This window comes from Sulfitobacter sp. 1A12779 (assembly GCF_043557315.1).
In the GTDB taxonomy this organism is placed as follows: Bacteria; Pseudomonadota; Alphaproteobacteria; order Rhodobacterales; family Rhodobacteraceae; genus Sulfitobacter; species Sulfitobacter faviae.
Genome location: NZ_JBIFFU010000034.1, coordinates 16,389 through 28,150 on the forward strand (window position 1 = coordinate 16,389; position 11,762 = coordinate 28,150).

Sequence of the window (11,762 nt, forward strand, 5' to 3'; positions counted from 1 at the left end):
CGGCCCTATATCGCGTTCGACAACAGGTTCAACTGTTGGCTTAGGAGCTTGCTTCGGTGCTCGTTGCTTTGGTTTGTGGACTATGTCAGCCGAGCTTTGCTCCCGCCTTACGAGACTTGAGAGGCTTGCTGGTTGCTTTGCCATTGATATCCTCCTGAATGCGCCTCCACAGGGATCTGACATCATTGCGCGCCAGACCGCTGGAATCGATACCTGATGTTCCGGTCATGAAGTCTCGCTCGTGCGACGTGCGCCGTGGCAATGGAGAAGGAATAACCTTCCCCAGATCGGTGAGAGTAAAAAGTGTGTCGCGGTAGATCGTGCTACGCGTGTCAGCTTGCGTAATCAAAAACCGATGCTGGGCCTTTGCCCTCTCGGCGAGATCCAGTGTTGCACCGAGTGCATCAAGGTCCACACCAGATGCTCGAACCGGAATGATGACACGATTTGAAACCCGCATGACGTCAACTACCCAGCCGTCGGCCGCAGGTGGAGTGTCGATTATAAGAAGGTCAAACTGCTGGCCAGCCGCTTCAACGATGTCCGGCAGCTCTGAAACAGCCGGGTCCTCGCCGAGCATCTGCGGTTCGGTCGCTTCTCGTCGATCCCACCAATGTCGAAGCGACTGCTGAGGGTCAAGATCGAGCATCAGGACGGACAAACCGGCGTCTGCCGCCGCTGCGGCAATGTTCCAGCTTGAGGTGGTCTTACCTGCCCCGCCTTTCTGAGAGTTTAATACGAGAGTGTGCATATGATCAGATATGCACCAATAGGCTCAAACGGTCAATTGTTCATGCACGTTAGCATTCATGCACACACGAGCTCGCGCGCACGCACACTCAGGTGAGCGAATGAGTGTGCGCACACAAAGTGCAAAAAGTGAAATTTTCTGTGCGCAGGCGCACGCCTTTATATTATGATAGGCTTTCTTGCTCATTGCAGGAATATTACCAAACGGGAGCTTGTAGAATTCTCCTATGAAATAGGTAGGCTTCCACTTTTATAGAAAGTAGAGGTCGGCCGGGGCCTGCCACAAACTGTCGCTATAAGTACGAATTAGATGAGGGCAGGCATGAATGCTGTCGAAATTGAAGAGGCCATCTCCACGCTGGCCGAGCAACCGTTTGACGTTGACGAGTTCCCATATGCGTTCCTGCTGGCGTTCGGCAACAAAGACACCACCATCAAACGCCTGCGCACCGGCGCGTCGAATAAATCCGATATCGATGGCGTTCTTCAGACCAACAACATCCACCTCAAGACCTGCGCCAAAGGGCAGGTGGCCCAGACCCTCGCAGCCCTCAAAAAAAGCCCAGCAACCACCAAGGCGAAGGCGAAATTCATCCTCGCTACTGACGGCACCGATCTTGAGGCTGAGGACATTACTACCGGTGACACTATCGCCTGCGCCTATACGGATTTCCCCGATCACTTCGGCTTCTTCCTGCCTTTGGCTGGCATCAGCACCGTCAAACAGATCCGCGAGAGCGCGTTTGACATCCGCGCAACCAGTCGCCTCAACCGTCTCTACGTCGAGCTGATCAAGGACAACCCTGAGTGGGGCACCGCTGAGCGCCGCCACGACATGAACCACTTCATGGCGCGGCTGATCTTTTGTTTCTTTGCCGAAGACACTGACATCTTTAACGGGGAGGACATGTTTACCGCCACGATCGACCGGATGTCAGAACGTGATGGCTCCAACACACATAAGATCATCGGTGAAATCTTCCGTGCGATGAACACGGCCGGTCCTGATAGGGCAGGGGCCCAGCTGCCCCGCTGGGCCGACGGCTTTCCCTATGTGAACGGCGGGCTGTTTTCTGGTAGCACGGAAACACCGCGTTTTTCCAAGATCGCGCAGCGGTATCTGTCTCACATCGGCAGCCTCGATTGGACCCAGATTAACCCCGACATTTTTGGCTCGATGATCCAGGCCGTGGCCGATGATGAGGAGCGCGGCGCGCTTGGCATGCACTACACCTCTGTGCCGAACATCTTGAAAGTGCTGAACCCGTTGTTCCTTGATGATCTGCGCGCCGATCTTGAGGCGGCGGGTGACAATCCCCGCAAGCTGGCGAACCTGCGCGCACGGATGGCCAAGATCCGGGTGTTTGACCCCGCCTGCGGGTCGGGGAACTTCCTTGTCATCGCCTATAAGGAAATCCGTACGCTGGAGTTTGAGGTAAACAAACGCCGCGGCGAGCCCGAACGGCGTAGTGACATTCCGTTGACCAACTACCGCGGGATCGAGCTGCGGGACTTCTCTGCCGAGATTGCCCGTCTTGCGCTTATCATCGCGGAATACCAATGCGACGTGACCTATCGCGGCCAGAAAGAGGCGCTGGCTGAATTCCTACCGCTGGACGCGCAGAACTGGATCACTTGCGGCAACGCGTTGCGGCTGGACTGGCTGTCAATCTGCCCGCCCACGGGGACGGGGGTCAAATTTAAGTCGGATGATCTGTTCATGTCACCGCTGGAACAGGCCCAGATTGATTTCCAAAATGAGGGGGGCGAGACGTATATTTGCGGTAACCCGCCCTATCTTGGCAGCGCGTGGCAATCAAAAGAGCAGAAAGATGATCTGAAGCGCATTTTTGACGGGCGCACCAGAAGCTGGAAGTCGCTGGATTATGTGGCGGGCTGGTTCATGAAGGCCGCTGATTATGGCCTGCACACGCCGACGGTGTCAGCCTTTGTGTCCACCAATTCCATCTGTCAGGGGGAGCAAGTGCCGATCCTCTGGCCGCTGATTTTTGCGACAGGGCACGAGATTACCATTGCGCATACCAATTTTAAATGGGCCAATCTGGCCAGCCACAATGCTGGCGTGACAGTGGTCATCGTGGGCATTTCCAATCACGCAGGTCCGGTGCGCAAGCTTTATGCGCTAAGCAGTGATGGTGAAACTGCTCTGAAAGAGGCTGATAACATCAATGCATATTTGGTCGCTGGACCGAATGTTGTAGTGAGCAAAATCGGACGCACGCCGGAAGACAGAGGAAGAATGCTGCGAGGGAATATGCCGACCGATGGTGGTAATTTCCTGATGACAGCGCAGGAAGCACGCGAACTGATTTCAGCCAACATCGTTCCTGAGCCGTTTCTCAGACCATTTATGGGGGCAAGCGAAGTTCTGAACGCGCGGCCGCGCTATTGCCTTTGGATTGAGGATGAAAGCCTCGCCGACGCGCTGGACGTTCCGTTTATTAAGGAGCGAATTGAGCGCGTGCGGGAGATGCGCTTGAACAGCAGCGCTCCAACCACGCGAAATACGAAAGTTCCACCGCATAGGTTCATGCAAGTAGAGGGAACCGCAGAGAAATTTACCATTTCTGTGCCTGCGATTACTTCGGAAAACCGTGACTTTCTGCCGGTCACTCTACTGTCAGGAAATGTTATTCTTTCAAATAAGTGTTATGCTCTCTATGATGTCCCTCTCTGGAACATGGCACTGATCGCTTCGCGCCTGCACTGGGTCTGGATCGGCACGGTTTGCGTGCGGATGCGAACTGATTTCAGCTATTCCAACACTATTGGTTGGCACACCTTCCCCGTCCCAAAACTCACCGAGAAAAACAAAGCCGATCTGACGCGCTGCGCCGAAGACATCCTGCTCGCCCGCGAGGCGCATTTCCCCGCCACCATCGCCGATCTCTACAATCCCGAAACCATGCCCGAAAATCTGCGTGCCGCCCACGCCCGCAACGATGAGGTGCTGGAACGCATCTACATCGGACGCCGCTTTCGCAACGACACCGAGCGGCTGGAAAAGCTGTTCGAGATGTATACGAAAATGACCACTAAAGTGAGCGCGTGATGTTTGATCGCATTGCCTACAGCGATCTGAATTCGCGCCAGAAGGAAAACTACAACTTCCAGAAGATCGCGGCACGGCTGGCCGACTATGGCTTCAACAGCATCCGTTTGACCGATGACTGGCAAGGCGCTGATTTCATCGCCGTGCATATCGACGGAGAGACCTTCCTCAAGGTGCAACTGAAAGGCCGGCTGATTATTGATCGCAAATATCAGGGGAAGGGGATCCACGTCGCCTTTATCCATGGCGACGATGTGTATCTTTATGATCATGATGCTTTGGTTCGCTTCATGGAAGAGAACGACAAGATCGGTGCTGGCAGCGTATCCTGGCATCAACAGGGTTTCCGCACGTGGCCCAGCCCGCCAGCGTGGGCCCTTACATATTTGAATGATTTCAGGATTTCAAAATGACCAAATCTGTCCCCTCCGTATCCGTCAAATATGAAGCCAACGGCGCATCGACCACGTCTAACGAGATGGGCATGCGCCAGATGCAGGAGCGCGCATATGAGAAGCGGGGCGAGCAATATCTGTTGATCAAGTCGCCGCCTGCGTCGGGAAAGAGCCGGGCACTGATGTTCATCGCGCTGGACAAACTGCACAATCAGGGCGTCAAACAGGCCGTTGTTGTCGTGCCCGAGAAATCCATCGGCGCAAGTTTCGGCAATGAGCCATTGAGCAAGTTTGGTTTCTGGGCCGACTGGCAGGTGGCCCCAAAATGGAACCTGTGCAACTCCCCCGGAACGGATGGCGGCAAGGTCAAATCGGTCGGAGCCTTCCTCGAAAGCAGCGACCAGATATTGGTCTGCACCCATGCTACATTCCGGTTTGCGGTGGAGAAATTCGGCATTGAGGCATTCGATGATCGGCTGATCGCCGTCGACGAATTCCATCACGTCTCGTCCAGCGAAGACAACATCTTGGGTAAACAGCTCAACGATTTCATCACCCGTGAACGGACGCATGTCGTTGCCATGACAGGCAGCTATTTCCGCGGCGATGCGGCCCCGATCCTTGTGCCTGAAAACGAGGCCAAGTTCGACACCGTCACCTACACCTACTACGAGCAGCTGAACGGCTACAAACACCTAAAAACCCTCGATATCGGGTATTTCTTCTACTCCGGTTCCTATGCGGACGACATTCTCAAGGTGCTCGACCCGAACGAGAAGACAATCCTGCACATCCCGAACGTGAATTCCCGCGAAAGCACGAAGGATAAGCATCGCGAGGTCGAACACATCATCGACGCCCTTGGTGATTGGCAAGGTGCAGACCCTGTGACGGGCTTTCAACTCGTGACCACGCCGGAAGGTCGAATTCTGAAGATTGCCGATCTGGTGGATGATGAGGCCGTAAAGCGCGATAGGGTGTCAGCCGCCCTGAAAGACCCTGCCCAGAAGAACAACCGTGATCATGTGGACATCATCATTGCCTTGGGCATGGCTAAGGAGGGCTTTGACTGGATCTGGTGCGAACATGCGCTGACGGTTGGATACCGAGCCAGCCTTACAGAGATCGTGCAGATCATCGGCCGTGCCACCCGCGATGCCGAAGGAAAATCACGCGCCCGCTTTACGAACCTGATTGCCGAGCCAGATGCGGCCGAAGCTGCTGTGACTGAAGCGGTAAATGACACGTTGAAGGCTATTGCCGCGAGCTTGCTCATGGAGCAGGTTCTTGCCCCGCGGTTCAACTTTACAGCCAAAAGCGTCAAGAGCGGTCCGGTTGACGGGTTTGACTATGGTGAGGATGGCTATGATCCAAAGAAGGAAAACGTCGGATTTGACAAGCAAAGCGGCCAGTTCCAGATCGAGATCAAGGGCCTCGCTGAACCCAAAAGCGAATTTGCACAGCGCATTTGCCATGAGGACCTGAACGAGGTGATTACTGCCTTCGTGCAGGACAAAACAGCCATCGAGCGGGGGTTGTTTGACGAAGAGTTGGTGCCTGAGGAGCTGACCCAGGTTCGGATGGGTAAAATCGTCGGGGCCAAGTTCCCAGAGCTGGATGCAGAGGATCAGGAGGCTGTGCGCCAGCATGCAGTGGCCGCGCTGAACCTTACCCAGAAAGCCAAGGAGATTGCGCTTTCCAGCGCAGGTGACGCAGAGGTAACCGGCAATACGGCGCTGATCGACGGCGTGCGTAAGTTTGCCATGGACGTCCGCGAGCTCGACATTGATCTGATCGACCGGATCAACCCGTTCGGTGAAGCCTATGCCATTCTCGCAAAATCTATGAGCGAGGAAAGCCTCAAGCAGGTCGCTGCGGTGATCTCGGCCAAGAAGGTCCAGCTTTCTCCTGACGAAGCCCGTGATCTGGCGCGCCGGGCTGTGAAGTTCAAGCAAGAGCGGGGGCGGTTGCCTTCGATTACATCAGCTGATGCGTGGGAAAAGAAGATGGCCGAAGGCGTCGCCTTCTTGGCCCGCATGAAGCAAGAGGCAGCCAATGGTTAAAGAGTTTACCTCGGATGACGACGCTCTGCTCGCGGAGCTTGGTGTCGAAGTCGAAACGAAAAAGGCCATCAGCCGCACGCCGCGTGAAGAGCGCATCATCGCTGGTTTTGAAGAGATACAGCGTTTTACCGAAGAGCAGGGGCGGCAGCCGCAACATGGTGAAAGTGGAGACATCTTCGAGCGGCTATACGCTGTGCGACTGGACCAGATCCGTAATGTGCAAGAATGCCGTGAGTTGGTGGAACCATTGGACTATCAAGGACTTCTGTCCGGATCAGTATTAACGTTGCCAGCTGACACAGGGGATCTCGATGATGATGCGCTTTTGGCTGAACTCGGTATTGAGGTCGATGCACCCCCGATCACAGAGCTGAAGCACGTTCGCTCCACTGCTGAAAAAAAGGCAGCGGAAGACATAGCGAACCGCGAGCGGTGCGAGGATTTCGAGGTCTTTAAGCCGATTTTTGATCAAGTTCAGAAGGAGCTGAATAGCGGCTTACGAGAAACGCGTCCTTTTGAAATGAAGGCTGAGATTGAAAAGGGACGGCTTTTTATCGTCAGCGGCCAAAAGGCTTATGTTGCCGAGAAGGGTGAGACTACAATCAACGATCAGGGGCGCACCGACGCCCGTTTGCGCGTAGTTTTTGACAATGGTACTGAGAGCAGCATGTTAATGCGCTCGCTTCAGCGCGCCTTAAACAAGGATGATGCCGGCCGACGGATCACCGAGCCCACCGCAGGACCGTTATTTTCAGACCAGACCATCGATGGAGACGAGGCAAGCGGCACAATCTATGTGCTGCGAAGCAAGTCAGGCCACCCGCTCGTAACTGAAAACCGAGAGCTGGTGCATAAGATCGGCGTGACCAACATGAGCGTGGAAAAACGCATCGCTGGAGCACATCTTCAACCTACGTTCCTAATGGCGAATGTCGAGATCGTGGCGACATATGAGCTCTACAACATCAATCGCACAAAGCTCGAAAACTTGGTTCACCGCATTTTTGAGCCTGCACGGCTTGAGATTGAGATCATGGACCGGTTCGGGCGCCCAGTTGTGCCACGTGAATGGTTTCTGGTCCCACTCTTTGTCATCAACGAAGCTGTTGAGAGGATCAAGGACGGTTCGATTTCTGGATATCGATACGATCCTGATAGTGCCATGTTTTTGAAACAAGGATGATCGGATAGTATTCGTTCACCGCCCGCTTATGTGGGCAAAACTTCAGGGACGATGACAACCTGAAACTGAAAACGGGCGACAGTTTCCTGCCACCCGCATCCTACAATTTGGAATGGCTCCGAGCTCCCGGCCGGACTTTTCCGTTGTCTCTTGGCCTGTTCGTCAGAGGTTCTCAGGCAGCCAGAGCGCGATCTGCGGGAACAGCGCCAGGAGCACTGCGACGCCAAGCATCATCAGCACGAAGGGCAGCACGCCCTTGACCACGGTCGATAGGGGCGTTCCGGCAATCGCCTGGATGACGAACAGGTTGAGCCCCACCGGCGGTGTGATCAGCGCGATCTCGATCAGCAGCACGAAGTAGACGCCGAACCAGATCGGGTCGAGGCCGAGCCCCAGCACAGTCGGTAGCAGCACCGGCACCATGATCAGCAGCATCGACATGCTCTCGAGGAAGAGGCCAATGAACAACAGGATCAGCGACACGATAATGATGAAACCAAGCTCGCTGGGGACGTGGGTCTCAAACACCTGCGCGATCTGTGCGGGCAGCTGGTAGAGCGTGATGGCCTTGCCGAAGATCTTAGCGCCCACGACAATCAGAAAGATCACCGAGGTCGTCTTGACGCTGTCCTTCACCGCGTGGAGGAAATCCTGCCAGCTCAGGCTGCGCTGCACGACGGTGATCAGCAGTGCCATGGTGGCGCCGATGGCCGAGGCCTCGGTCGGTGTGAAGGCGCCCGCGTAGATGCCGCCCAGCATGACCACGGCCAGCAGGATGGTGGGGAAGGCGCGCGCGGTGGCAGTCATGCGCTCGGACCAGCTCGACTTGGGGCTGGCCTGTGCTTGGCTTCCGAAGGCCGAGACCAGAATGGTGTAGATCGCGAAGACGGTGATCAGCAGGATGCCTGGGCCGACACCGGCCAGGAACAGCTTGCCGATGCTTTCCTCGGCGATCACGCCGTAGACGATTAGTGGAATCGACGGCGGGATGAGAATGCCGAGCGTGCCACCCGCGGCGAGAAGGCCCAGCGTGAACGAGGGCTTGTAGCCGCGGCTGGTCATCTCGGGCACGGCCACGGTGCCGACGGTGGCCGCCGTGGTGACCGAGCTGCCGGAGATTGCCGAGAAGATGCCGCAGGACAGCAGCGCCGAGACGCCGATGCCGCCCGGCCAGTGGCCGACCCAGCTCTGCACCGCGCGGAACAGATCACGGCCCACGCCGCCGCGCAGCAGGATGTTCGACATCAGCAGGAACAGCGGCACCGCGAGCAGCACGAAGTCGTTTAGAGAGCCGAAAAGATTGGTGGGGATCAGCGCAAGGGGTAATCCCTTGAGCACGATCAGCCCGGTGCCGAGCGCTGCCAGCGAGAAGGCCACGGGCAGGCCGGTGAGCATCAGCAGCACCAGCGCGGAAACGATATAGACGGGGATCATCTGCCCTCCTCGGCCAGGCTGTGAACCTCGGCCTCTTCGTGCGACATGAAGCTGGGAGCCGGCCGGAAGGGCAAGCGGACAAGATCGGCAAATGCCTGCAGCGCGAGGCAGGCATAGCCCACGATGATCGGCGCCTCGGCCAGCCATTCGGGCATCTGCAGCATGGTGGGCTGACGGCGACCGGTGACGACGCTCTCGATGAACTCGCCGATGCACAGCCAGACGGCTAAGACCGCGAAGCCGCCCACCACCAGGAGGGTGAAGGCTTGGCTCAGCTTGCGCATTGCGGGGCGGGCGTTGCCGACCAGCGCGGTGATGCGGATCATGGCATTGGTGCGCAGGGTTTCGGCCATCGCGATGAAGGTCAGCCACATCATCAGCGTGGTGCCCACGTTGGAGGTCCACCGCGTCGGGGCGCGGAAGATGTAGCGGGCCGTCACCTCGTAGGCGAGGATCACCGCGATCACCACGATCATCACCGCCCCGATGCGTACCGCCGTGACCGAGATCAGGTCGGCGACCTTCAGGACTCTCAGAGGCCCCGGCAACGTGCGGTACTCGGCCTGCGCCGGGGCGGGGCCGGCGCTGCGCCGACCCCCCTTGTGTGTGGTGTCATGCATCATGAAACCTGGCCGGGGCTCAGTGGAGGGCCTGGACGGCATCCACCAGGTTCTGCGCGGTCTCGCCGCCGTCCTGGATGAAGACGTCCACCGCCGGGGCTGCGGCTTCCTGCCACGCTGTAAGCTGTTCGGGCGTGAGCTCGGTCACGGTAGCGTTGCCGTCTGCAAGCCATTCCTGCGAAGCGACATTGTTGCCTTCGGTCTTCTTGCGCAAATCTTGCTCGGCGGTCATCGCGGCCTCGGTGACCCATTCCTTTTCCTGGTCCGAGAGGCCCTCGAAGAGATCGTTGTTGATCACCACGATGAACTCGGCCAGCGAGTGGTTGGTCATGGTTACATTGTCCATTACTTCGTACAGGCTGCGCGATTGCACGGCGGTGGTGCCGCTCATGCCGACATCGACAGTGCCGCGCTGGTAAGCCATGAACTGCTCGGAGCCGCCGATGACCACCGGGGTGCCGCCCACGGCGTCGATAAAGTCGCCCGAGGGCTTGCCCATGGCGCGCACCAGCAGTCCATTCATTTGCGACGGCTCGGTCAGGGGCTCGTCCTTGGACAGCAGCTGCACCGGGCCGTAATCCTGCCACCACAGCACCTTGGTGCCGGTCTCGCCGATCATGGCGTCGAAGGTCTGGCGGAACTCGCCCTCGGGATCGGCCGCCTTGGCCAGCACCTCGTAGGTCGGGAACAGGAACGGCACCGAGAAGATGCCGGCGGCGGGGATGGTACCCGAGTACTCGTCGGCCAGCACCACACCCATGTCGATGGCGCCGCTCGCGACGGCCTTGGGCACCTGGCTGCCTTTGTAGAGCTGGGCGCTGTCGTAGATCTCGACGTTCATCTCGCCTCCCGAGATCTCCTCGAGCGCGTCCTTGAAGGTCACGACGTTGGCGCCAATCGGGTGGTTGGTGGCCACCTGCACGGTAGCTCGTAGCGTGCGCTCGGCCATCGCGGTGCCGGCCGTGGCGATAAGCGCGGTGCTGGCCAGAAGCAGGCCGGTGAGCAGAGTGCTCTTCTGGGGTTTCATACGTACTTCCTCCCTTGATGCCGCGGGCTCATGCCCCGACGGTTTGCCCGGTCCGGGCGGTTGGGCGGCCGGCGGATCTCCTCCAGACCCGTCCGGCGCGCAGCTCGTTTGCGGTTCGTCTCAGACGATTCCTGCGGCGCGCAACTCCTCGATACGATTTTCGGTTGCAGACAGGATGTCACGCAGCACGTGATCCGTGTGCTCGCCAAGGTCAGGGCCGGCGTGGCGCACGGCGCCCGGGGTCCGCGACAGGCGCGGGGCCACGTTCTGCATCCGGATCGAGCCGAAGTCCTTGTGCGGCAGCTCTACGATGGCCTCGCGCGCCTTGAAATGCGGATCCTCCAGCATGTCGGCGGCAGTGTAGATCAACCCGCAGGGCACGCCGTTTCTTTCCAACAGCTCCTGAAGCGGCTCCAGGTCGATAGTCTTGGTCCAATCGGCGATCATACCGTCCAATTCGGTCATGTTGGCGCCGCGTGCGGTGTGCGTGGCGTAGCGGTCGTCGGTGCCCATCTCGGGCTTGCCCATGGCGGCGGCGAGGCGGCGGAACACCGTGTCCTGGTTGGCGGCGATCAGAAGCATCTTGCCGTCGCGGGTCTCGAAGACGTTTGAAGGCGAGATGTTCGGAAGCGTCGCGCCGGTCCGCTCGCGGGTGTAGCCGCCCACGTCGTATTCACTGACAAGGCTTTCCATCATTGCCAGCACGGATTCGTAGATGGCACTGTCGACCACCTGGCCCTCGCCGGTCTCGTTGCGGTGATGCAGCGCCATGAGCGCGCCCATGCAGGCGTAGGTCGCTGCCAGCTCGTCACCGATGGAGATGCCCACGCGGCTCGGCGCGGTGCTGGGATCTCCCACGACGTAGCGCAGCCCGCCCATCGCCTCGCCGATGGAGCCGTAGCCGGCGCGCGTTGAGTAGGGGCCGGTCTGGCCGTAGCCGCTGACCCGCACCATGATCAGGCGCGGGTTGATTGCCTTGAGCTCCTCGTAGCCGAGGTTCCAGCGCTCCATCGTGCCGGGGCGAAAGTTCTCGACGAGAATGTCGGTGCTCTTGATCAGCTCCTTGACCAGCTCCTGGCCCTCGGGCGTGCGCAGGTTGATGGTCAGCGACTTCTTGTTGCGGGCCACCACGGGCCACCAGGGGTCGAGTGGGGCTGAGTGCAGAAAACCCCTTTAAGGTTTCTGTTGGGTTGTTTGCGCGTTGAGACTGACGCTCA

Annotated in this window: 9 protein-coding genes; 4 read left to right on the forward strand and 5 right to left on the reverse strand. The window is 58.3% G+C overall.

Features of this window, described 5'->3' with window-relative positions; all coding sequences use genetic code 11:
- Positions 1-85 precede the first annotated feature (85 nt).
- Positions 86-751, reverse strand: coding sequence for an AAA family ATPase (locus ACGYLQ_RS19355; protein ID WP_394444428.1), 666 nt, complete (start codon positions 749-751; stop codon positions 86-88).
- Positions 752-1,072: 321 nt separating this feature from the next.
- On the opposite strand from ACGYLQ_RS19355, the gene ACGYLQ_RS19360 reads away from it, so the two are divergent.
- From ACGYLQ_RS19360 to ACGYLQ_RS19375, 4 genes are read left to right on the forward strand one after another with little or no spacing between them, the layout of a single operon-like run.
- The gene (locus tag ACGYLQ_RS19360; RefSeq protein WP_394444430.1) at positions 1,073-3,823 is read left to right on the forward strand and encodes a class I SAM-dependent DNA methyltransferase; all 2,751 of its coding nucleotides are present in this window, start codon (positions 1,073-1,075) and stop codon (positions 3,821-3,823) included.
- Positions 3,823-4,236 (forward strand): hypothetical protein, encoded by a 414-nt coding sequence (locus ACGYLQ_RS19365; protein ID WP_394444431.1) that lies wholly within the window; start codon positions 3,823-3,825, stop codon positions 4,234-4,236. Before ACGYLQ_RS19360 ends, ACGYLQ_RS19365 begins: the two co-directional genes overlap by 1 nt.
- Positions 4,233-6,281, forward strand: a complete 2,049-nt coding sequence (locus ACGYLQ_RS19370) for a DEAD/DEAH box helicase (RefSeq protein WP_394444433.1) — start codon at positions 4,233-4,235, stop codon at positions 6,279-6,281. Before ACGYLQ_RS19365 ends, ACGYLQ_RS19370 begins: the two co-directional genes overlap by 4 nt.
- Positions 6,274-7,464 carry a GIY-YIG nuclease family protein gene (locus ACGYLQ_RS19375; protein ID WP_394444434.1) on the forward strand — a complete coding sequence of 397 codons (1,191 nt, stop codon included), beginning with the start codon at positions 6,274-6,276 and terminating at the stop codon, positions 7,462-7,464. Before ACGYLQ_RS19370 ends, ACGYLQ_RS19375 begins: the two co-directional genes overlap by 8 nt.
- A 162-nt stretch (positions 7,465-7,626) precedes the next feature.
- On the opposite strand, the gene ACGYLQ_RS19380 is transcribed toward ACGYLQ_RS19375, so the two are convergent.
- The 4 genes from ACGYLQ_RS19380 to ACGYLQ_RS19395 all read right to left on the reverse strand — a co-directional run bounded on the left by ACGYLQ_RS19380 (position 7,627) and on the right by ACGYLQ_RS19395 (position 11,709).
- Complete coding sequence (locus ACGYLQ_RS19380; protein ID WP_394444435.1) at positions 7,627-8,898, reverse strand: TRAP transporter large permease; 1,272 nt, start codon at positions 8,896-8,898, stop codon at positions 7,627-7,629.
- Positions 8,895-9,521, reverse strand: coding sequence for a TRAP transporter small permease (locus ACGYLQ_RS19385; RefSeq protein WP_394444437.1), 627 nt, complete (start codon positions 9,519-9,521; stop codon positions 8,895-8,897). Before ACGYLQ_RS19385 ends, ACGYLQ_RS19380 begins: the two co-directional genes overlap by 4 nt.
- A gap of 16 nt (positions 9,522-9,537) precedes the next feature.
- Positions 9,538-10,545 (reverse strand): TRAP transporter substrate-binding protein DctP, encoded by a 1,008-nt coding sequence (gene dctP, locus ACGYLQ_RS19390; RefSeq protein WP_394444439.1) that lies wholly within the window; start codon positions 10,543-10,545, stop codon positions 9,538-9,540.
- 120 nt (positions 10,546-10,665) lie between these two features.
- Positions 10,666-11,709 (reverse strand): CaiB/BaiF CoA transferase family protein, encoded by a 1,044-nt coding sequence (locus tag ACGYLQ_RS19395; RefSeq protein ID WP_394444442.1) that lies wholly within the window; start codon positions 11,707-11,709, stop codon positions 10,666-10,668.
- Between the last annotated feature and the right edge of the window lie 53 nt (positions 11,710-11,762).

What these genes read in the sequence shown, in the direction of transcription:
- ACGYLQ_RS19355 (WP_394444428.1), bottom strand. Translation starts at nt 751, where the DNA reads ATGCACACTCTCGTATTAAACTCTCAGAAAGGCGGGGCAGGTAAGACC.
- ACGYLQ_RS19360 (WP_394444430.1), top strand. Translation starts at nt 1,073, where the DNA reads ATGAATGCTGTCGAAATTGAAGAGGCCATCTCCACGCTGGCCGAGCAA.
- ACGYLQ_RS19365 (WP_394444431.1), top strand. Translation starts at nt 3,823, where the DNA reads ATGTTTGATCGCATTGCCTACAGCGATCTGAATTCGCGCCAGAAGGAA.
- ACGYLQ_RS19370 (WP_394444433.1), top strand. Translation starts at nt 4,233, where the DNA reads ATGACCAAATCTGTCCCCTCCGTATCCGTCAAATATGAAGCCAACGGC.
- ACGYLQ_RS19375 (WP_394444434.1), top strand. Translation starts at nt 6,274, where the DNA reads ATGGTTAAAGAGTTTACCTCGGATGACGACGCTCTGCTCGCGGAGCTT.
- ACGYLQ_RS19380 (WP_394444435.1), bottom strand. Translation starts at nt 8,898, where the DNA reads ATGATCCCCGTCTATATCGTTTCCGCGCTGGTGCTGCTGATGCTCACC.
- ACGYLQ_RS19385 (WP_394444437.1), bottom strand. Translation starts at nt 9,521, where the DNA reads ATGATGCATGACACCACACACAAGGGGGGTCGGCGCAGCGCCGGCCCC.
- dctP (WP_394444439.1), bottom strand. Translation starts at nt 10,545, where the DNA reads ATGAAACCCCAGAAGAGCACTCTGCTCACCGGCCTGCTTCTGGCCAGC.